This window comes from Achromobacter sp. RT286_PF (assembly GCF_059760425.1).
In genome coordinates this window covers 1-20,706 of the sequence record NZ_JCBAMR010000057.1, presented here as the reverse complement: position 1 = coordinate 20,706, position 20,706 = coordinate 1, and the positions used below count along the sequence as shown (strand labels likewise).

Here is a 20,706-nt window from a genome sequence, read left to right as displayed (position 1 = left end):
CGCATCATGAGTCAAATATCCACCAAGAAAGGCCGCGTTGTCGTGGGCATGTCGGGCGGGGTCGATTCTTCGGTCACCGCATGGTTGCTCAAGCAACAAGGCTATGAAGTCGTCGGCCTGTTCATGAAGAACTGGGAAGACGACGACGATTCCGAATACTGCTCCACCCGCCAGGACTTGCTGGACGCCGCCAGCGTCGCGGACCGGGTTGGCGTGGACTTCGAGTTCGTCAACTTCGCCGCCGAATACAAAGACCGCGTGTTCGCCGAATTCCTGCGCGAATATTCCGCCGGCCGCACCCCCAACCCCGACGTGCTGTGCAATGCCGAAATCAAGTTCAAGGCATTTCTCGACCACGCCATGGCGCTGGGCGCAGAGCACATCGCCACGGGTCACTACGCCCGGGTGCGCGAAGTGCCGGCCGAGGGGGGCGGCACGCAGTTCCAGTTGCTCAAGGCTCTGGATGCGTCCAAGGATCAAAGCTACTTCCTGCATCGGCTGAACCAGGCGCAACTGTCGCGCACGCTGTTCCCCCTGGGCGAAATCCACAAGACCGAAGTGCGCCGCATCGCCCACGAGATCGGGCTGCACAATGCCGCCAAGAAGGATTCCACCGGCATCTGCTTCATTGGCGAGCGCCCGTTTCGCGAATTCCTGAACCGCTACCTGCCGACCGAGCCCGGCCCGATCCTGACGCCCGAAGGCCAGCAGGTGGGCCGCCACGAGGGGCTGTCCTTCTACACGTTGGGCCAGCGCAAGGGTCTGGGCGTGGGCGGCGTGAAGGGCCGGCAGCGCGAGGACGGCACGGCCGAGGCCTGGTATGTGGCGCGCAAGGACCTGGAACGCAACATCCTGTACGTGGTGCAGGGGCATGACCATCCCTGGCTGCTGTCCGGCCAGTTGCAGGCCCAGGACGCCAGCTGGGTGGCGGGCCATCCGCCCGCGCTTGCCGGCTACGGCGCCAAGACGCGTTACCGCCAGGCGGATGCAGCCTGCCGTCTGGATCGGGCTGAAGGCGATACGTTTGCGCTGGACTTCACCGACCCGCAATGGGCCGTCACGCCGGGCCAGTCGGCCGTGCTTTACGATGGCGAGGTTTGCCTGGGCGGTGGCATTATTCTGTAGCGCACACGCCGCACCGGCACATGCGCGATCAAGCAAGGCCCCGTGGGCGCGTCGCCCGCGGGGCCTTGTTCATGAACCTGAGAATTCAAAACGAGAGGAGAGGGTTGTGGATGTTTCGATGGTGATTTGCCTGCTGGTGCTGGGCGCGGTGGCCGGCTTTGCGGCGGGGCTGCTGGGAATCGGTGGCGGGATGCTGCTGGTGCCGCTGCTGACCATGTTGTTCTCTTGGCAGGGCATGCCGCCCGAACTGGTGGTGCACGCCGCCATCGCAACGTCAATGACGTCCATCCTGTTCACGTCGATCTCCAGCGTGCGGGCGCACCAGCAGCGCGGCACGATCAAATGGAACATCGTGTGGGCGATGGCGCCGGGCATCATCATCGGCGGGCTGATATCGGGCGGAGCGGTGTTCGCGGCCCTGAACACGATGTGGCTGTCGCTCTTCTTTGCGCTGTTCGTCGGTTATTCCGGCTGGAGCATGCTGCGCAACAAGAAGCCCAAACCGGCTCGGCAGATGCCCGGCGTGGTGGGCACCAGCGCGGCGGGGGCGGGCATCGGGTTCCTGTCCGGGCTGGTCGGCGCGGGCGGCGGATTTCTGTCGGTCCCGTTCATGGTCTGGTGCAACGTGGCCTTGCACAACGCCGTGTCCACCTCGGCCGCGCTGGGTTTTCCCATTGCGCTGGCCAACAGCGTGGGTTACGTGGTGTCGGGCCTGAATGAAGGGGCGACGCGCCCCGGCATGCTGGGCTACATCTATTGGCCCGCGTTGCTGGCGCTGGTGTGCACCAGCGTATTGACCGCGCCGCTGGGCGCGCGGATGGCGCACCGCCTGCCGGTGCAGACCTTGAAGCGCGTGTTCGCATGCCTGCTTTTCGCCTTGGCGGCGTACATGCTGTTCAAGGCCTGGCAGACGTTCGCGGCGCAATAAGGCAGTTCGGCGGCGGCCCTGGCCGCCGCGCCGGCAAGTCTGGCGCCCGCGCAATGCAAACCGGCCACACACGGTGGCCGGTCATCAAGCACCCGTGTAAAGCGGGCAGGCGGGGAACCGCTCAGGCGGTCTTGGGCGCGGTGTCGATAAACGACTGCCGCTGCGCCAGCTTGTCGTGCAAGCGCGCCAGGTTCAGGTGGTTGGCGCGCCAGTCCAGCGCGGCAAAGCGCAAGTCCAGGTAGCCCAGCGCGCAGCCGACGGCGATGTCGGCCAGGCTGTAGTTGATGCCCATGCAGTGGGCGTTGTCACCCAGGCTTTTGTTCATGGCGTCCAGGCTGGCGTGGATCTTGCCGTATTGGCGTTCGATCCATTCCGGGCTGCGCTGGGCCTCGGGGCGCTGGTTTTCCTTGACGATGGCGACACAGGCGTCCAGGACGCCATCAGCGATGGCCTCCCAGCACTTGACGGCGGCACGGTCACGCCCCTGTTGCGGAATCAGGCGGGCAACGGGCGACAAGGTGTCCACGTACTCGACGATGACGCGCGAATCAAACAGCGCGCCGCCATCTTCCATGACCAGGCAGGGCACCTTGCCCAGCGGGTTGTACGTTTGGATCTGCGTGTCGGCGGACCAGACGTTTTCGAGTTCAAGCCGGTAGTCCAGCTTTTTCTCGGCCATGACGATACGCACTTTGCGTACGTATGGACTGGTAAGCGAGCCGATCAGTTTCATGGAGTCACAAGCGGAGTCGAAAAGCGGCCGAAGTATAGCAGGCCGTATGACGGTCAAGCCGTCCGTTGGCCGGAATCTTCGCCAGTTTGCCACAATGTTGCACGCCCCTGGATGATAAAATCGCCGGGTTTTCCCATCCGTAGCCATTTCTTCTTCAGACCATGCAAATCGCCGACCAGTTGAGCCAACTTAATGCCCTTTCGCCATTGGATGGCCGTTACGCTTCCCGGAGCGACGCGCTGCGCGGCCTGCTGTCCGAAGCCGGCTTCATGGCGCATCGCGTCGAAGTCGAGGTGGCCTGGCTGGTCGCCCTGTCCGACGCCGGCCTGCCCGAGCTGCCCGCTTTTTCGCAGGCCGCCCGCCAGCGCTTGCAACAGCTGGTGCAGGATTTTTCGGAAGCCGATGCCGGCCGCATCAAGGATATCGAACGCGTCACCAACCATGACGTGAAGGCCGTTGAGTACTGGCTGAAGGAAAAAGTGGCCGACGACGCCGAGTTGGCCCGCGCCGCCGAATTCATCCACTTCGCCTGCACCTCGGAAGATATCAACAACACCTCGCACGCGTTGATGCTGTCGCGCGCCCGCGATCAGGTGGTGGTGCCGCGCCTGCGCGAACTGGCCGCCAAGCTTAACGACATGGCCGTGGCGCAAGCCGACCAACCGATGCTGTCGCGTACTCACGGCCAGCCGGCCAGCCCCACCACGCTGGGCAAGGAGTTTGCCAACGTGGCCGCGCGCCTGAATCGCGCCATTGCCGCTGTCGAAGCCGTTGAACCGCTGGCCAAGCTGAACGGCGCCACCGGCAACTACAACGCCCACCTGTCGGCCTACCCGGAAATCGATTGGCCCGCCTTCAGCCAGCGCGTGCTGGCCGGCCTGGGCCTGACCCAGAACCGCCATACCATCCAGATCGAACCGCACGACTGGATGTCGGCCCTGTTCGACGCCATCACCCGCGCCAACATCATCGTGCTGGATCTGGACCGTGACGTCTGGGGCTATGTGGCGTTGGGCTACTTCAAGCAGCGCCTGAAGGAAGGCGAGGTCGGTTCGTCGACCATGCCGCACAAGGTCAACCCCATCGACTTCGAAAACTCCGAAGGCAACCTGGGCCTGGCCAATGCCGTGCTGCGCCACCTGGCCGACAAGCTGCCAATCTCGCGCTGGCAGCGCGACCTGACCGACTCCACCGTGCTGCGCAACCTGGGCGTGGGCCTGGGCTACTGCCTGGTGGCGTGGGACGCCTGCATGCGCGGCCTGGGCAAGCTGGAAGTGAACACGGCCGCCATCGACGCCGACATCGATGCTTGCTGGGAAGTGCTGGCCGAGCCGGTGCAAACGGTGATGCGCCGCTACGGTCTGCCGCAGCCTTACGAACAACTCAAGGCATTGACGCGCGGCAAGGGCATTACCGAAGAAGCGCTGCGCGAATTCATCCAGGGCCTGGCGTTGCCGGAAGAACCCAAGGCCCGCCTGTTGGCAATGACCCCCCGTTCGTACATCGGACTGGCCGCCGAGCTGGCCCGGGCGGTATAGTCGCCATGCCGCGCGCGTCATGCGCGCGGCATTCTTGTTGTTCTTACGGGAGATTGCAATGCAAAAGTTGTCCACGCTAGTCGCGTTGGCCTGTATGACCGTGGCGCCGTTGCTCGCGACGACCGCCTCGGCACAGTTCGCCAAGCCCGAAGACGCGGTCAAGTACCGCCAATCGGCGTTGACGCTGATGGCCTCGCACTTTGGTCGCATGACGCCGGTAGTCAAGGGTCAGGCGCCTTACGACGCCGCGCAGATCAAGGCCAACGTCGAAGTGCTCAAGACCTTGTCGGCGTTGCCGTGGACGGCTTTCGGGCCGGGAACGGAAGGCGGTGATGCTCGTCCCGAAATCTGGAGCGACGCTGCCGGCTTCAAGCAAAAGCAACAAGCCTTCCAGGACAATATCGTCAAGTTATCGGCAGCTGCTGATTCCGGCGACCTGGACAAGCTGCGTGCGGCCTTCGGCGATGTGGGCGCCAGCTGCAAGGCTTGCCACGACTCGTACCGCAAGAAGAAGTAAGGCGCTGCCGTCTGGCGACGGCATCGATACTTTCCAAGCAAAAAGCCCTTCGATGCATCGAGGGGCTTTTTGTTTTTCCGGGCGCTGCGTTTGTGCGTGGCGGATTACGAAAACGACATGTCGGCCACGATTTCCAGTGACCGTATCCACAGCACCAGGCCCGTCACGCAGGCGCCCAGCAGCAGTGCGCGCAACCACACGGCGAAACCGTCCTGCGCGGGCGGCGTGCCGGCGGGCAGGTCCTTGGCGTCGACATCGCCCGTGATGATGGATCGCACCAGGCGCTTGCGGCGCACCAGCGCGTACCAGGCAACCGCCACCAGGTGCAGCGCGATCAGGCCGATGATGACCCACTCGTTCAGCTTGTGCCACGACGTCAGGGTGCTGGCGGTGTCGGCGCTGACGTAACCGAACAAAGGCCCTTGCATCATGATGTCGTCGGTGGTGAACAAGCCGCTGACGGCTTGAAAGCCGATGACCAGCAGGAGCGCCAGTACCGACAGGGCGCCCAGCGGATTATGACCGGCGGGCGCGGCGGCGCCCTTGAGGTATTTGGCCACCGCGCCGGGGCCGCGCACAAACGTGGCAAAGCGCGCGTAGCGCGGGCCGACGATGCCCCATAACAGGCGGAAGATGATCAGGCCCAGCGCCGTACAGCCAAAGCGTACGTGCCAGTCCATATACAGGCCGCCCAGCTTGACGCTGACGAACGCGCCGACAATACAGACGACTAGCGCCCAGTGAAAGAGGCGGGTGGGAAGGTCCCAGATCCGTACCGCGAGTCGATTGTTCTGCATGGTAAGCGTGCCAGGGCTGCGTTGCGAGCGACTTTATCACGCAACAATGAAATCGCCGCGCACCAGGCGCGGCGAAGCTGTCAGCGATATCGGCGCGTGGCGCCGATGGGTTCAATACGAAGCGTTGCGCACCGATTCGATGCGATGCACGTGTTCGTGGCGGAAACGAATCCGCTGGCCAGGGGCCTTCTGCGTGGTATTGCCGCAAGCCACGACTTCCGTCGTGTAAGTCGTCGTGCCGTTGATCGGCGCGTTGAAGATGACGGTTGCGCGAATGGCCGGGCCATTGGCCGGTTGCAGATGAACGATGTCGCCGATATGGATCGGGGTGTTGTCCAGCGTCGTGTGAGCCGGGCGGCGGATCAGGTCCGAGGTAGTGAAACGAGTATTCATGGTGTGTGTTCTCTTAGGTTCTAGTTATTAGAAAAGCTGCGTCTGGCGCATGCTGCGAAGGGCGGACGTACCAAAAGCGCCTCGCGTCCTCGCGGTTGCCTTGTCACCGGGTTTTGTTTTGACAGGGCAGGCATGACACTAACGCATAAGTGTTGCCGTCAGTTTGCGCATTCTCATGTTTTTTGCGTGCGCGCGTAACGGGGTACTGCGGGGGTGCTGCGGCCCAATGCCATCGGTCAGTCCTGGACGACATTGGTTCGAGCCAGAGGGCTGCCATGTCGGTGCATGCGCCTGCGGGCTCAAGGGATCGCACAGAGCGGGTTGACTCTGGCGGGTGCTGTGCGACCTGGAAGGTGATGGGTAATCACGATCCTGGTTGCAACGCGTCTTGTTGCTTCTTTCCAAGCCGGACTGGCGGATTGGTGAAGATGTGGCGGGGTAGTGCCATGTATCCGGACGGATGCTGGCGATTTGCGCGTTTTTTCTCGTGATTGGTTTTGGGAAACCTGGAGTTTTTGCAAATCAGACTGCAATGCCGGGAGGCTGGGTGGCGCGCGGTTTTCGCGGCGGGTACCCGGGTTCAAGCCCCTGGTCTAATGTTTTCGGCCAATTTATTCTGGGAAATATGGGGCGCGAAAATGCATTAGTCGTCGATATTATCGCGACTTTTATTGCCGTGCAAGTGTTTTTTAAGGGGGCCGGGCCAAGCCCCCGGGGCCGGCTCAGTGCTCGGCCTGTCGGGCCTGGCGCTGGGCCTCGATGATCAGCTCTTCAAGGCGGGGAGACATCCGCAAGGCCACTTGCGCGCCCATCGATCCGTCGGGCTGGCGTTCGGTTTCAAGGGCCAGAACGATGTTTTCGTCGTTGAACGCCTCGGGCGCCGCGTCAAGGTCTGCATAGCGCAGGACCAGCGCGTCCACGGCCTTTTGGGCGGCCGCCAGGGCGTCTTCCGACAACTGGCCCTGCCCAAGGTACTGATTCACCACGCGAGCCAGGTCGTTCATGAAATACAGCAGCGCGGCCGCACCGCGGCAGTCGGGCAGGGTGAATCCCCAAGGGGCGGAAGAGGCGGGTTGAGTCATGAAGTGCGGTACCACGTAACGAAGGCCGGCTGGCCGGGATTTCGCATTTTACGGCCCCTTCAAGGCGGCTTCCCTCGGAAGCATCGACCAGGGTGCGCCGCCGGGGCGGGTTCCCTTCGGTGCATCTCTTCTCGTGCCTCTCTTCTCGTGCATCCCTTTGATGCATACTTCCGGGCCATCATGATTCGACTTGCCCATTCTTGCGACCTGGCCCGCCTGGCCGACATCGAACGCTCCGCCGCCCAACGCTTTCTTGGCACGGACATGGCGTGGGCCGCCGACGGCGACACCTTGCCGTTGGACACGTTGCGTCAGGCCCTCGCCGCTGGCCTGCTGTGGGTTGCCGTGGACGGCGAGCGGCTGTGCGGTTTTGCGCTGGCCATGCCGCTTGATGGCGACCTCTACCTGGCTGAAATGTCCGTGGCCATGCCCGAGCAGGGGCGCGGTCTTGGCCGCGCGTTGATGCGGGCGGTGCTGGACCACGCACGGCAGGCGGACCGCTACCGCGCCGTCGTGCTGACCACCGACCTGCGTCTGCCCTGGAACGCGCCGTTTTATCGGCGGCTGGGCTTTGACGTAGTGGCGCCGTCGTATTCGTCCGGCTTGCAGGCGCGCTTGCAAGCAGAAGCCGCTGCGGGCTTTGACCCCGCGCGCCGCTGTGCGATGGCTTATCCCTTGGCGCAACGGCCCGTCCAGCTGTGACCCACGGCGTCCGTTTGCCGGCCCCTGTGTCAACTCGCTTCGATCGCAACAAATTCCACCCGTGGGCGGCGCGCGGCAAGGGCTTCAGGATAATCTGCCCTCATGCGTCGGCTTCCGTTTCGAAGGCGGCGCGGACTTGATCGGTCTGTAAATCAACCCGCTATGGCGAGGAGGACACGCATGTCACTGTGGCGAGCCGGCCTGATGGTTCTGGCAACGGCGTCGCTGTTGTTCGCAACGGCGTGCGTCAACAAAGAGCCCCAGGAGCGCGCGGCGTTCATCCAGCTGCTGCAAGCGCGGGTCAATAACGATGCGCTGCTGCCCCTGCCCGCCCTGAGCAAGGCGGAAAAGGAAGCGGTGGGCGATTACGCCGACGCCTACGAAGTCATCACCGATTTCCAGCAGAAAATGGCCAAGTCGGCCCAGGACATGCACGCAGTGCTTGAGTTGGAAACGATTCGATCCGTCGGTGAAATCGTCCAGCGTCAAAGCGGTTTCGAGGCCGCGCGCAAGACGCTTGCCGACAGCGCCGGCCGGCTTGAGGACGCACGCGCGAAGGCGGACAGCGCGCGCGCCAAATTGGAATTGCCGGCGGATCTGGCGCCGGTGTATGACGGCGTGTACGACGAGGCCGTGACCGGGCCCGCCACCGAGCTCATGCGGTCGGCTTCCAAAATGGATTCGGTGGCGCGCGATGCGCTGGGCGTTGGGGCCTTTGTGGCCGCCAATGCCGCCGACATCCAGCTGGTGGACGACCAGGCGCGCGTGGCGACGCCCACTCTGCAACAGGAACTGAACCTGCGCCTGCAAGGCCTGAACGCACAGTCGGACGCCTTGACCCAGGCTCGCCGGACGATCCTGTTGGCCGCGCGGCGCGGCGAGTGACAGGGCGCTGGTGCATGGGCTTTGTACAATGCGGGTCTCGCGGCGATCGCCGTGCCTGGAATGGAACATGAGCCAATCACCCAGCTTGCACTACAGAACCTTTCTGCTCCTGCTCGTGGTGGTCTCCATCGCGTTCGGCTGGCTGTTGTGGCCTTTCTACGGCGCCGTTTTCTGGGGTGCCATTCTTGCCATCATCTTTGGACCCTTGCAACGCCGCCTGGTCAAGCGCATGGGCGGGCGGCGCAATCTGTCCGCGCTGATCACATTGCTGGGCGTGTTGCTGTTGGTCATTCTGCCGTTGGTGGCGATTACCGGGTCCCTGGTTCGTGAAGGCGCCAACCTGTACCAGAGCATCAAGTCCGGCGAACTGAATTTCGGCGCCTATTTCCAGCAAGCCATGGCGGCGCTGCCGCCTTCCGTGCATGACGTGCTGGCGCGCTTCGATCTGGCCGATATTCCCAGCTTGCAAGAAAAACTCAGCGCCGGCGCGATGCAGGCCAGCCAGTTCCTTGCGACCCAGGCGCTGAGCATCGGGCAGGACACGTTCCAGTTCGTCATCAGCTTCGGCATCATGCTGTACCTGCTGTTCTTCCTGCTGCGGGACGGGCCCGAGCTGTCGGCGCGCATCAAGCGCGCCATGCCGCTTAGCGATGCGCACAAGCAGCATCTGTTCCGCAAGTTCACGACCGTGGTGCGCGCCACCGTCAAGGGCAACATCGCGGTGGCGGCCGCGCAGGGCGCGCTGGGCGGCATTATCTTTTCGATTCTGTCGATCCAGGGCGCGCTGCTGTGGGGCGTGATCATGGGGTTTTTGTCGCTGCTGCCGGCCATCGGCGCAGGCCTGATCTGGGCGCCCGTCGCGATCTACTTCCTGCTGACCGGCGCCGTGGTCAAGGGTGCGGTGCTGATCGCATTCGGGGTGCTGGTCATCGGCATGGTCGACAACGTGCTGCGACCCATCCTGGTGGGCAAGGACACGAAGATGCCCGACTACGTGGTGCTGATTTCCACGTTGGGCGGCATGGCCCTGTTCGGGCTGAACGGCTTTGTGATCGGGCCGCTGATCGCCGCGCTGTTCATGGCGTGCTGGGATCTTTTTTCGCCCACCGACAACACGCTTGAGCAGCAAGACAAGCTGCCGGTGGCGCCGCCGAAATAATGATGCGGCGCCGGCCGACTAGCGCCTGGCGGCTGGCCATTGCATCAACGCAGACGTAGCAACTGGTCGCCAATGAGCAGGTCGCGATCGGCTCGGGGGCGGGTGCGCACCAGCCCCTGCTTTAACGCCTGCGCCACATCGTCCACGCCGGTGACGTCTTCCATGGGCTGTTCAAAGCTGGCGGCGTGCAGGTCGCCTAGATAACGCCATTGGTCGGCCGCATCCAGCGTAAACGCGCTGAAGCGGTCCGGCCCCGGGTAGTCTGTGTCGGGTTGCGGCGCCACGTACAAAACCAGTTCGTCCGCGCCGTCACCCGTCAGGTCGGCGAAGATGACACGGCAGCGCGACACAGGCGGTGCATCGGCAGTAGACGCATCGGCGCCCGACGCTTCGGCGCCCGACGCATCGGCGCCCGACGCATCGGCGCCCGACGCAGCAGCGGCCGACGCAGCAGCGCGGGCCTGGGCCTGCGCCTGGGCGCCAGGCACGCACGCGCGTGCCAACGCGGGATGTTCGCGTCGCAGCGTGCGCCACCACGCCACCGGGACGTCGCGCCCGGCCGGTGTCACGGCCAGCGTTACAGCAAGGTCGGGGGCTTGATCCCGCGCGGGATCCAAGGGCGCGTCCCAGCGGAAATATCCGCCTTGCAGCGTCTCTTTGGCGGCTTCGGCAATACGAGGGTCGCGCGCATTGGCAGCGCCGTCCGCCAGCCGGCGCAAGGCATCGTGCCCCCACACGCCGTAGTCTCTGCCCATGGCATGAAAGCTGAAATCCTCCGGATCCTTGCGCCCGTCCACCAGCCGCTGAAACTGGCTTTCGGCGGTCAGGCGCAGCGGGTTGGCCAGCGGCGTGGCAAGCGCCAGCAGCAGCGCCACCGTGGCCAATGCCGCGACCAGATTGGTGGCTGCAAGCGTCGCATGATGGTGTTTGCCACGTATCGCCGCCCATGCATACCCGACCCCGTACAGCACCAGGATCGCAGCGGCACCCACGCCCCAGGCGCGCAGCACCGTCCAGCCGTATTGCTCGACGCGAATTACCGCGCCGGTCAGGGCGACGGCCGCCAACGGCAACAGACACACCATCGCCCAGCGCAACAGCCGGCGCAGCCGAGGCCCAAACGGGTCCGCTTGCGGACCGTCTTGCCAGGCCGCGTTGATCAGCTTGATCCAGACCAGTAAAAAGGCGATCAGCGCGCCGGCGGATAATTGCACGGCCTGAAGCCCCAACGCCAGCCTTGCCGCCAGCGCAACGGTAAAGGCCAGGCCCACTACCGTCACCAGCGGCAGCAGCCACGCATTGAGCGTCAGCCAGGCGCGTTGCAGGATGTTCGTCAGCGCCGGCCGGCGGCGCACGCCGACCAGGCAGGCGGCCAGGACCATCGGCCACACGGCAAAGCGGAACGTCGCGTCCTCGACCAGGCTGCGTACGATGCGGATTCCGATCATGTCGAACATCGCCCCGGCCGCCGCCATCAGCAGGAAAACGCAAAGCGCCAGGCCCAGGCTCAAGCCCAGGTGAACCGTGTTGCGCCATGCAGCGCGGAAAATGGCGGGGTAGTTCCAGCGAGGCCTGTGAACGTCCAGCGCCTGCACCAAGGCCAGCAGCACAAAGCCGACCATGCCCGCCAACAACAGCGCCATCGCCGTCTCGCCACGGCCCGCCCAGCCGCCTCGTTCATCAGGCATGGATCCAAAGGCAGCGGTCATGCCGTAAGCAGTGACCAGCGGCAGCAACACGCCGAAGATGCCCAGCGCCGTCAGCCACCGTCGACGGCTTTTCATTCCCGACAGCAACGCTGCGGCAAGCGGCATCAGCGCCAGCCATTGCAGCAGGAAATACAAGGCGAAGGGGTGGCCCCAGGGCCAGGCCCGATGGGCCATTAACTGCTGCATGCCCGCGCCCAGCAGCGCTGCGATGGCGCCATGGATCAGCACGGTGATATCCGCCGCGTCCAGGCGGGCGCCGACGGTCTTTTTCAGGGACGGATTATTCATGGCGGCGATAGTAGCAACAGCTTGGCTGTCGCGCCCGGACAAGACGCGTTTCGCCCCCATCAAATCGTCGCGGGCACGGATTTTTCGGAGTAAATTGGGGACGCGATGTGGCGCGCCAAAGGCGTGATAAGGCCCCGAAAAGGCCTCTGTGCGCGGAGTGTGCGGTTGCAGCTTCTGCAATAATTTCTGAATTTCATCCTGACCGGACGGCGATCCGTACAGGACGTATCGGGAGGCGCATGGTTCCAAGAGGGAAGACGATGGCTGATGGCGAAAGCCCGCCAGGCGTGCGGACGCGCCCTCAACACCGGTACTCAATGCGCACCGGTCTGCTGACACTCGTCTTTGCCTGTATTTTGCCGGCCCTGGTCGTGGCGTCGGTGGCGGTGTACGAAAGCTACGTCGTCCAAAAAGACCGGATCCTGCGAGACACGATTTTCCTGGCTCGCAACCTTGCCGCCATCCTTGATCGCGAGCTGACCGGCGTTCAAGCCGGCTTGCAGATGCTGGCCACCTCGCCAGACCTGCTTAGCGGCGACCTTGCCAGTTTTCATCAGCGCGCGCGGGATTCGTTGCGTTTTCAGATCGTGGACAGTTATGTCCTGACCGACCACGACGGGCGCCAGCTGATCAATACCCTGGCGCCCTTTGGCGCGCCATTGCCTCTGAGCGGTGCGCCCGATGACCTGCGACGGGTATTCGCTACGCGGGCGCCGGTGCTGACCAGCCTGTTCATCGGCGGCGTCAGCAAGAAGCCGACGATTGCGATGGGTGTACCGGTGGTGCGGGCCGACAATGTGATTTACAGCCTGAACGTGGGCTTGTCCCCCGACCGCATCGGCAACGCGCTGGCCCGGCGCGCCTTGCCCGAAGGCTGGGTGGCCGCAGTGCTGGATGGCTCGGGAACAATTATCGCTCGCACCCGCGACGGCGCGAAGTTCGTCGGCCAGAAGGCCGTGCCGGCGCTGGCGCAGGCCGTGCAGCAGGAAGGCGAAGGCGCGTTCGAATCCATCACCAAGGAAGGCACGCCGGTCTACACGGCGTTCAGCCGTTCGATGTTGTCGGACTGGACGGTTGTGGCGGGTGCGCCCATGAGTCTGGTCACCACGGATCTGTACCGGTCGATTGCCTGGATTGCCCTGGGCACCTTGTTCGCGTTCGGCCTGGGGCTGTGGCTGGCGTTGCGTCTTGCCAGCCGCTTGACGTCCGCGGTGCAGGGGTTGGTCGGGCCGGCGTTGGCGTTGGGGGAGGGGCGCACCGTCGAGCTGGCGGGCACAAGCGTCAAAGAGGCAGAGGAAGTCGGCACGGCGTTGTTGCAGGCGTCCCGCATGCTGGCGCATGCGCAGCACCTGGCACACTACGACCCCTTGACGGGCCTGTGCAACCGGGTGCTGTTCGGTGAGCTCGTGCTGCGCGAATTAGCCGTGGCGCAGCGCAGCGGCGAATCCTTCGCCATCCTGGCCATCGACCTTGACGGCTTCAAGGCGGTCAACGACCTGCATGGCCATGCCGCTGGCGACACCGTGCTGAAAGAGGCCGCGGACCGCATGGCGCGCGCGATCCGCGTGTCCGATGTGGCAGCCCGGCTGGGCGGCGACGAATTCGCGGTGCTGCTGCTGGGAGTGGGCCAGGAACAGGCGCAGTCCGTGGCCGAGGCGCTGGTCGATAGCTTGTCTTTGCCCTATCCGGGCATCAGCGTGGGCGTGTCGGCCAGCGTGGGTATTGCCGTCTATCCCGACTCCGGCATTACGATGTTGCAGCTGCTTGAGCGCGCCGATGTGGCGCTCTACAAGGCCAAAGGCGAAGGCAAGCGGCGGGTGGCGTGGGATCGCTAGCGCGGGGCGCCTGGCGGTTTACGCGTCAGGCCGCGGCGGTTGCTGGGGCGCCAGTGCCGTAAGGACCTCGCCGGAATTCAACCGATATCGTCGCTCACCCAGGGCGATCACGCCTTCTCCCTCAGACGTTCTGAGGATGTACCGGGACGTCGCAAGCAGGGGTGGGCCGGACGGACCGGGCGTATCCGCTTGCAAGAAGACTTCAATCCGGTAAAGCCGGCCCGACTCCGTGCTGGCTAGCACATCGCTCAATCTGCGTATGGAAATGGCCATGCCGCTGATACTCCCTCTTGTTTGATGTTTCAGTGGGTCTGTCGCGTATCCCGGCGCGGTACTGGCCGCCCCGGTCGGTCACTACGATAACGATTGGTTTTCGCTACACTGCCCGCCTGCCGCCGCTCGGGTGCCAAACGAGGGGCATCAAGCAAATTAGCGGAAACGGTAATGCGATTCTCTCCCGGCCGGAATACGGCCACATTTTTCGGTCTGCTGGCGATCTTGCTTTGGGGCACGGTCGTCGGCCTGATTCGCGGCGTCAGTGAGAATTTCGGCGCCGTCGGGGGCGCCGCGCTTATTTATACGGTAGGTTCAGCCTTCCTTGTGTGTCTGCTTGGGTTTCCGACGTTACGGAGTTTTCCGCGGCCTTATCTCTGGGTGGGCAGCATGCTGTTCGTTGCGTATGAGATCTGCCTGTCGCTATCCCTGGGGTTTGCGCTGGACCGCGCCCAAGCTATCGAGCTGGGCATCGTCAATTATCTTTGGCCTTGCCTGACTGTGCTGTTCGCCATTGCCATGAACGGGCAGCGCGCCAATGCCTGGGTGGTGCCCGGCATATTGCTGTCGGTATGCGGCATCGTATGGGTCGTGGGCGGATCAAGCCTGTCTTGGGAACGCACACTGGCAAACATTTCCAGCAACCCCCTGAGTTATGGATTGGCATTGGGCGGCGCCATTATCTGGGCCGTGTATTGCAACGTGACCAAACGATATGCCGACGGTAAAAACGGCGTGACCTTGTTTTTCATGCTGACGGCGGCAGCCTTGTGGGCCAAGTACGGATTCAGCGCCGAACCGCCGTTGGCGTTTACCGTGTCCGCCACGCTTGAACTCGTTATTACCGGCGGTGCAATGGCTGCCGGTTACGCGCTTTGGAACGTGGGCATACTGAACGGCAACTTGACCTTGTTGGCGACGGCGTCCTATTTCACTCCGGTGCTGTCCACCTTTTTCGCAGCCGTATGGCTGTCTACCCGCTTGACCGCGTCATTCTGGCAAGGAGTGGCGATGGTCACAGCGGGCTCTTTGTTGTGTTGGGCAGCAACGAAAAGCAAAGCCGCTCGGGGCGTGTAGCCCGGGGCGGCGATTACCGAAGGTTGAAAGCAATCAGTCGATCAGCATGGATTGCGCCACCGCGTATCCCAACGGGATAAGCAACAACGACGCAAAAGTTGAACTGACAATCGCCGCCGATATCTTCAGCCAGGGCTCGGGGCCCGCGCTTCGAATCGTTTGAACCACTAATCCGACGATACCCATAACCATCAAACAGCTCATTACCACTGCTACGTAAGTCATGTTGTCTCCGTCCTCGCCTGATTAAAGGGATTCGGCGCCGCGTTGTACGGTCTGTATGTTTGAACTGATTGTGCGCCTGTATTTGCGGACTTGGCCCTAGGGTTTTCCTGGCGCGGGGATCTCGGTGTGGCGTTTTTGCCGCGCGGTCCGCAGCATGAATTCGTGTGCGGTTGCAGCAATTCAAACGGTGTACGCCAAGGGCTTCATGCATCCACGGTTTGCGCTACGATGGCGGCGTCCCATCCTGGAAAAGGCGGCAACATGCCGAACAGATTGCGCCCTGGCACGCGTGCCACGCTTCAAGTCAGGCAACTGCTGCCGGGCGAATTCGCCTGGATCATCACGTTGCTGGATCCCGAAACCGGCAATGTGCACAGCACCAATTATTCTGAAAAGCGATATGGCAGCCAGGATGAAGCTTCGGTTGCCGGTAAGGCCGCAATCATGAAAATCCTGGGCAAAGACGGAAATAATGCCGTGGCGATAAGCCGGGACGGCAAACCCAAGCCATGAAGTCGCCTCGCTGTTGAATAACCGGAAGCCCTCGCAAGAGGGCTTTTTTGCGCGCGCTGGTAATGGCCAAGGGGGCGTAGGGCGGGTACGGCGGGGACGGCGTGGCGGGACGTTGCCGGTGGCGGGAACGCCGCTTGCTGGAGGGCAGGGCGGTGCACTTTGCGCCGCAGAGGAGAACCGATCATGCCCCAGTCCCCGCATCGAGAGCCCGGCTTGCCGGACGATCTGCCGCCGGATGACCCGTCGTTGCCCGGCAACCTGCCGCCCGACGATCCCCTGTCGGACCCGAATCAGCCCCCGGATGATCCGCCGTTGCAGGACCCTACACCGCCTGCGCCGGACCCCCGCATGCCGGGCGCGATCGACCTGGCCTGAGCGCCACGTCCACTTTTTTCGATAACCCTGAGAAGGAGTCTGTCATGCGTTCCATTTTGCTTTGGCTGCTTGGCGTGCCTATTCCCATCATCATTTTGCTGGCGCTTTTCTGGCATTGATGCCGGTTGGCCGTCTCGTGCATCGGCGTCGGTGCGGCGTTGCACGCAGCCGGCGTGAAATAACAATGAACAAGGAATCACCATGGAAAACGCATCATCTTTGAGCCAACCCTACGGCGCCGTGCCGCCACGCGAGTCGGCGATATCGGCGGTGTCCTGGGCCGCGGTATTCGCGGGCGCCGTGATCGCCGCGGCGCTGTCATTGGCCTTGTTTGCCGGCGGTACCGGCCTGGGCTTCCTGTCTGTATCGCCCTGGGGCGATGAGGGCATGTCGGCGCCCGCCGTGGGCATCAGCATCATTGCGTGGATGCTGTTCACGCAGATCGTGTCGTACGGTATCGGCGGCTACGTCGCCGGGCGCCTGCGCACCAAGTGGGTAGACGTGCATTCCGACGAGATCTATTTTCGCGACACGGCGCACGGCTTTCTGGTGTGGGCACTGAGCGCGGTTGTCAGCGCGGCCTTGCTGGGTTCGGCCATTGCCACGCTGGCGTCCGGCGCGGCCAAGGCGGGCGCGTCGGTGGCTGCCGGTGCAGGCACGGCGGTGACGGCCACGGCAGCGGCCGGCGCCAGCAGCGGTGGCATGGATCGCGCAACGGAGTACTTCACCGATACGTTGCTGCGTTCGGACCGGCCCGAAGCGGCCGGCGACCGTAACGCCGCGCGCACGGAAGTCGGCCGCATCGTGGCCATGAGCCTGGCGCGTGGTGACATGACGCCCGAAGACCGCGACTACGTGGCAAAGGTCGTGGCCGCGCAAACCGGTCAGGAACCTGCCGTGGCGCAGCGCCGTGTCGAGCAGACCATCGCCAACGCCAAGAAGGCCGCCGAAGACGCCAAGCAAAAGGCCAAGGAAGCGGCCGACAAGGCGCGCAAGGCAGCCGCCGCGTTCGCGCTGTGGGGCTTCGCATCGATGCTGATTGGCGCCTTCGTCGCCAGCCTGGCCGCAACCTGGGGCGGCAAGCGTCGGGATACGCTTCGCAAGCTGTAAAGCAGAAGCAGGCGGACGGGGCAGACGGAGGCAGAAGCGCCCCGGGCGCGTTGCGCTAATTTTGCGCAAGGGGCAGCGCTTAAGCCCCCCCCCCGGCCGCAGTCCTGCAATGCAAAAGGCCCTCACCGAAGTGAGGGCCTTTTTAAATTCTTGGTGGCGCATCCCTGATTCGAACAGGGGACCTGCGGATTATGATTCCGTCGCTCTAACCGGCTGAGCTAATGCGCCTATTTGTTTCCCCGTTTTTCAGTGCCCGGTTTGTTTCCAAATCCGCGTCGCTGATCAACGAAGAACGAAATTCTAGCATAAAACTTTTTTCGCGTGCAAGCGGGCGGCAAGCGAAAAATCAGCGTGCCTTTTCACGCATCCCTGGCCAGCCGAATACCCGAAAACTGCCAGCGCGCTTCCGGTGGGAAAAAGTTGCGGTAGCTGGCCCGGACATGGTCGCGCGGCGTCACGCATGAGCCGCCGCGCAATACGTATTGGTTGCACATGAACTTGCCGTTGTATTCGCCCACCGCGCCTGCGTCGGGCTTGTAGCCGGGATAGGCGTCGTACGAACTTGCCGTCCATTCCCAGGCGTCGCCAAATAGCTGGACCGGTCCGCCGGACGCATTGCGCGCGGGCGCGGGACGCGGGTCCAGGTGGCCGTTTTCCAGCATGTTGGCGCGGCCGGGAAACACGGGGTCGGTCTGCTGGCGCGCGGCGTGTTCCCACTCCGCTTCGCGCGGCAAGCGCACCCGGGCCCAGCGCGCATAGGCATCGGCTTCGTAGTAGCTGACGTGCGTGACGGGCGCCTGCAATTCCGCTTCCCACAGGCCGCGTAGCGTGAAGACCTGCCAGTCGTCGCGTTGGCCTTGCCAATAAAGCGGCGCGCGCCAGCCCTCGGCGCACACGCGGTCCCAACCTGCCGACAGCCACAGTTCGGGCCGCTTGTAGCCGCCGTCGCGGATGAATTCCAGGAACTCGTGTTGGGTGACCAGGCGGTCGGCCAGGTAGTAAGGCCCCAGCAGCACCTCATGCGCCGGGCCTTCATTGTCAAAACCAAAACCTCGGCCGTCGTGGCCAATGCGCGTAATGCCGCCGCCATAGCGCGTCCACCCGGCCGGCGTGGCCGGTGGCAGTGCGGGCGAGCCCGGCGCCACGTACGCGGGCTTGAGGGGATTGAAGGACAGCATGTGCTTGAGGTCGGTCAGGATCAATTCCTGATGTTGCTGTTCATGGTTCAAGCCCAGTTCAAGCAGGGCATCAAACGCAGGATCATTGCCGCCCAGCCGCGAAATCAGGTCGTGCATGGCCGCGTCGACATGCTGCCGATATTGCTGGACCTCGGACAGGGCAGGGCGCGACAACAGCCCCCGCTGCGGTCGCGGATGTTTGGCGCCGATGGCGTTGTAGTAGGAATTGAACAGCATCCGGTACTGCGGGTGAAACACGCTGTAGGCCGGGTGGAAATGCGTCAGCAGGAAGGTTTCGAAAAACCAGGTGGTGTGCGCCAGGTGCCACTTGACGGGGCTACAGTCCGGCATGGACTGCACCTGGCAATCTTCAGGACTGAGCGGCGCTGCAAGCGCGGTGCTGGTGGACCGCACCGCGTCGTAGCGGTCATGCTGGCCGGCCTGCCCGCTTGCGTAGGGTCCGGTGGCGGGGTGAGTCAGCAGGCAGGCAGATTCCATGGCGATCCTCCAGTGGCGTTGATGAACTGCCCGCGTCATGCACGGGCGCTGAAAACCGAAAACCAGCCGCGCGAATCCGACCAGTGGGCAATGTCGCCAAAGCCGGCGCGTTGCAGCAGGTCCGAGAACGCTTGCGGCGTGAACTTGTAGGAATTTTCGGTATGGATGCGTTCGCCTTCGCGAAATTCGCGCTGGCCCCCGGGCCACGACACGCGCACCGCGCGTAGCGCTTCAAGATGCATTTCCACACGGGACCGGGCGCTGTTGAACAAGGCGACGTGGCGCCAGTCGGCCACGTCGAAATCGCTGTCCAGCACGTTGTTCACGTGCCGCAGCAAGTTCAGATTGAACGCCGCGGTCAGGTGTAGTGCATCGTCATAGGCAGGCTCAAGCACCTGCTTGGGCTTGACCCGGTCTACCCCCACCAGCAGTCCGCCACCGGCGCATTGCGCGCGGATGCGCTTGAGCATGGCAAGCGCACTGTCCGGATTCAGGTTGCCGATGCTGGAGCCGGGGTAGAAGAACAGGCGCTGCGCTGGCGGAACGCCCGCCGGCAACGCAAGAATTTGTGAGAAATCCTGGCCCACCGGAGTCACTTCCAGGTCGGGGTACGACAAGCGCAGGCGTTCCACGGCGGCTTGAAGATAATCGGCCGAGATATCGATGGGGATGTAGTGCTTGGGGCGTAAGCGCGCGAACAGGCGCTCGGCCTTGACGCAATCGCCCGCGCCCAGATCGATCATCGACTGCACCGGCCCGATGTGGCGTGCGATGTCGTGGGCGTGATTCTGAAAAATCTCGGCTTCGCAGCGCGTCGGGTAGTACTCGGGCAGTTGGGTAATGGCCGTGAACAGCGACGAACCCAGCGCGTCGTACAAAAACTTGGGGTCGATATGCGCCGGATCATCCAGCAAGCCGTCGCGCAGCTCTGCCTGTTCGGGACGGGGGGCCTGGGCCTCGTGCGCCACGAAAGACGGCGCCGCGGGGGCAAGCATTGCAGAAGGGGAAACCATGCGTTCATTCCTTTTTTGAGGCAGTTGAAGCGCATTGCAAGGGGGTTATTGTGGCGGCCAGGGGGGCTGCGGTGTCAAGCGCTAAGCCGCTGAATGCAATGGACTTTTACGAAATCGAAGCAGCGGGCCGAAACAGGGATGCCGCCCGCCCGGCGCTTCGCGGTAGCCCTACAGCAAGTTTCGGGCCGCTGAAATATCGGATTACGGCTGGTTGCGAAAGCTGGAGCGGCGCCGCCAAATGATCGGCACAATGGGGACATGGTCAACGGGGTGGCGTTGTAGACGTTGCGGCAACGCGGCGTGGCTCTCCCCCCTTGCGACCCCAATCTTCAAAGGAGCGACTATGAATCGAAAGCACCAACGCGCCGAGATGGCTCTGCACCGTGACCGGGTCAACGACAGCTTCCGCGATCTGCTCTCCGGAACCGAAGACCTCTTGCGTTCGACGGCTTCTTATACGGGCTCCGAGATTGAATCCGCCCGTGCTCGGCTGAAGTCGCAACTTGCCGAGGCGCGCCACCATGCGGGTGATTGGGAAGGCGCGGCACGCGAACGTGCTTATCGCGCCAAGGCATACGCCGATGAATACGTGCACGAACATGCCTGGAAGTCGGTGGGCGTGGCGGCATTGGTAGGCGCCTTGCTGGGCTGCCTGGTGGCCAGCGGCCGGCGTTAAGCCGAAGTTGCCATGAGACCACCACCGGCCTTGGGCCGGGTAGTACGCGCGCCGGGCGCGCCTTCGTGGCTGCCCGG

The 20,706-nt window shown here is 63.6% G+C and carries 21 protein-coding genes and 1 tRNA gene; 13 read left to right on the top strand and 9 right to left on the bottom strand.

Annotated elements, in window-relative coordinates:
* The first annotated feature begins 6 nt into the window (after positions 1-6).
* Positions 7-1,125 (top strand): tRNA 2-thiouridine(34) synthase MnmA, encoded by a 1,119-nt coding sequence (gene mnmA, locus AC6LJY_RS26365; protein ID WP_319308091.1) that lies wholly within the window; start codon positions 7-9, stop codon positions 1,123-1,125.
* 106 nt (positions 1,126-1,231) lie between these two features.
* Positions 1,232-2,053 (top strand): sulfite exporter TauE/SafE family protein, encoded by an 822-nt coding sequence (locus tag AC6LJY_RS26360; protein WP_498137132.1) that lies wholly within the window; start codon positions 1,232-1,234, stop codon positions 2,051-2,053.
* A 121-nt stretch (positions 2,054-2,174) separates the two neighbouring features.
* Here the strand turns inward: AC6LJY_RS26360 and AC6LJY_RS26355 are convergent, their stop codons facing one another.
* A complete protein-coding gene (locus AC6LJY_RS26355) occupies positions 2,175-2,786 on the bottom strand; it encodes a glutathione S-transferase (RefSeq protein WP_104143238.1) in 612 nt (203 codons plus the stop codon).
* 161 nt (positions 2,787-2,947) lie between these two features.
* On the opposite strand from AC6LJY_RS26355, the gene purB reads away from it, so the two are divergent.
* A complete protein-coding gene (purB, locus tag AC6LJY_RS26350) occupies positions 2,948-4,324 on the top strand; it encodes an adenylosuccinate lyase (protein WP_046805523.1) in 1,377 nt (458 codons plus the stop codon).
* A gap of 58 nt (positions 4,325-4,382) precedes the next feature.
* Entirely contained in the window at positions 4,383-4,841 is a 459-nt protein-coding gene (locus AC6LJY_RS26345) for a c-type cytochrome (RefSeq protein WP_046805522.1), read from the top strand.
* Between the two features lie 104 nt (positions 4,842-4,945).
* Here AC6LJY_RS26345 and AC6LJY_RS26340 read toward each other — a convergent pair whose 3' ends face one another.
* The 3 genes from AC6LJY_RS26340 to AC6LJY_RS26330 all read right to left on the bottom strand — a co-directional run bounded on the left by AC6LJY_RS26340 (position 4,946) and on the right by AC6LJY_RS26330 (position 7,113).
* Complete coding sequence (locus AC6LJY_RS26340; RefSeq protein ID WP_219991979.1) at positions 4,946-5,638, bottom strand: cytochrome b/b6 domain-containing protein; 693 nt, start codon at positions 5,636-5,638, stop codon at positions 4,946-4,948.
* Between the two features lie 111 nt (positions 5,639-5,749).
* Entirely contained in the window at positions 5,750-6,031 is a 282-nt protein-coding gene (locus AC6LJY_RS26335) for a hypothetical protein (RefSeq protein WP_046805520.1), read from the bottom strand.
* Positions 6,032-6,753: 722 nt separating this feature from the next.
* Positions 6,754-7,113, bottom strand: coding sequence for a hypothetical protein (locus AC6LJY_RS26330; protein WP_498137131.1), 360 nt, complete (start codon positions 7,111-7,113; stop codon positions 6,754-6,756).
* Between the two features lie 180 nt (positions 7,114-7,293).
* On the opposite strand from AC6LJY_RS26330, the gene AC6LJY_RS26325 reads away from it, so the two are divergent.
* From AC6LJY_RS26325 to AC6LJY_RS26315, 3 genes are all read left to right on the top strand, one after another.
* Positions 7,294-7,815: a GNAT family N-acetyltransferase gene (locus AC6LJY_RS26325; protein ID WP_498137130.1), complete on the top strand. Its 522-nt coding sequence runs from the start codon at positions 7,294-7,296 to the stop codon at positions 7,813-7,815.
* A gap of 180 nt (positions 7,816-7,995) precedes the next feature.
* Positions 7,996-8,700, top strand: a complete 705-nt coding sequence (locus AC6LJY_RS26320; RefSeq protein WP_120154517.1) for a DUF3053 family protein — start codon at positions 7,996-7,998, stop codon at positions 8,698-8,700.
* 67 nt (positions 8,701-8,767) lie between these two features.
* Complete coding sequence (locus AC6LJY_RS26315; RefSeq protein ID WP_046805517.1) at positions 8,768-9,859, top strand: AI-2E family transporter; 1,092 nt, start codon at positions 8,768-8,770, stop codon at positions 9,857-9,859.
* Between the two features lie 44 nt (positions 9,860-9,903).
* Here AC6LJY_RS26315 and AC6LJY_RS26310 read toward each other — a convergent pair whose 3' ends face one another.
* Entirely contained in the window at positions 9,904-11,856 is a 1,953-nt protein-coding gene (locus AC6LJY_RS26310; protein ID WP_498137129.1) for a DUF4153 domain-containing protein, read from the bottom strand.
* Positions 11,857-12,116: 260 nt separating this feature from the next.
* Here AC6LJY_RS26310 and AC6LJY_RS26305 point away from each other — a divergent pair, with 260 nt between their 5' ends.
* Together AC6LJY_RS26305 and yddG are read left to right on the top strand one after the other, a co-directional pair.
* A complete protein-coding gene (locus tag AC6LJY_RS26305) occupies positions 12,117-13,691 on the top strand; it encodes a diguanylate cyclase (RefSeq protein WP_498137128.1) in 1,575 nt (524 codons plus the stop codon).
* Positions 13,692-14,135: 444 nt separating this feature from the next.
* Complete coding sequence (gene yddG, locus AC6LJY_RS26300; protein ID WP_314362436.1) at positions 14,136-15,041, top strand: aromatic amino acid DMT transporter YddG; 906 nt, start codon at positions 14,136-14,138, stop codon at positions 15,039-15,041.
* A gap of 33 nt (positions 15,042-15,074) precedes the next feature.
* Here the strand turns inward: yddG and AC6LJY_RS26295 are convergent, their stop codons facing one another.
* On the bottom strand, positions 15,075-15,266 hold the full coding sequence (locus tag AC6LJY_RS26295) for a hypothetical protein (protein WP_046805512.1): 192 nt from the start codon (positions 15,264-15,266) through the stop codon (positions 15,075-15,077).
* Positions 15,267-15,527: 261 nt separating this feature from the next.
* On the opposite strand from AC6LJY_RS26295, the gene AC6LJY_RS26290 reads away from it, so the two are divergent.
* The 3 genes from AC6LJY_RS26290 (at position 15,528) to AC6LJY_RS26280 (ending at position 17,264) form a co-directional block, all read left to right on the top strand.
* Positions 15,528-15,779 carry a hypothetical protein gene (locus AC6LJY_RS26290; RefSeq protein WP_046805511.1) on the top strand — a complete coding sequence of 84 codons (252 nt, stop codon included), beginning with the start codon at positions 15,528-15,530 and terminating at the stop codon, positions 15,777-15,779.
* Positions 15,780-15,962: 183 nt separating this feature from the next.
* Entirely contained in the window at positions 15,963-16,154 is a 192-nt protein-coding gene (locus AC6LJY_RS26285; protein ID WP_046805510.1) for a hypothetical protein, read from the top strand.
* Between the two features lie 201 nt (positions 16,155-16,355).
* A complete protein-coding gene (locus AC6LJY_RS26280; protein WP_498137127.1) occupies positions 16,356-17,264 on the top strand; it encodes a hypothetical protein in 909 nt (302 codons plus the stop codon).
* A gap of 151 nt (positions 17,265-17,415) precedes the next feature.
* Here the strand turns inward: AC6LJY_RS26280 and AC6LJY_RS26275 are convergent.
* The 3 genes from AC6LJY_RS26275 to egtD form a co-directional block, all read right to left on the bottom strand.
* Positions 17,416-17,492, bottom strand: a tRNA-Met gene (locus AC6LJY_RS26275).
* A gap of 131 nt (positions 17,493-17,623) precedes the next feature.
* A complete protein-coding gene (gene egtB, locus AC6LJY_RS26270) occupies positions 17,624-18,940 on the bottom strand; it encodes an ergothioneine biosynthesis protein EgtB (protein WP_498137126.1) in 1,317 nt (438 codons plus the stop codon).
* A gap of 35 nt (positions 18,941-18,975) precedes the next feature.
* Positions 18,976-19,953, bottom strand: coding sequence for an L-histidine N(alpha)-methyltransferase (gene egtD / locus AC6LJY_RS26265; RefSeq protein WP_120154526.1), 978 nt, complete (start codon positions 19,951-19,953; stop codon positions 18,976-18,978).
* Between the two features lie 343 nt (positions 19,954-20,296).
* Between egtD and AC6LJY_RS26260 the strand changes: the two genes are divergently transcribed.
* Positions 20,297-20,629 (top strand): ElaB/YgaM/YqjD family protein, encoded by a 333-nt coding sequence (locus AC6LJY_RS26260; RefSeq protein ID WP_046805506.1) that lies wholly within the window; start codon positions 20,297-20,299, stop codon positions 20,627-20,629.
* Positions 20,630-20,706 lie beyond the last annotated feature (77 nt).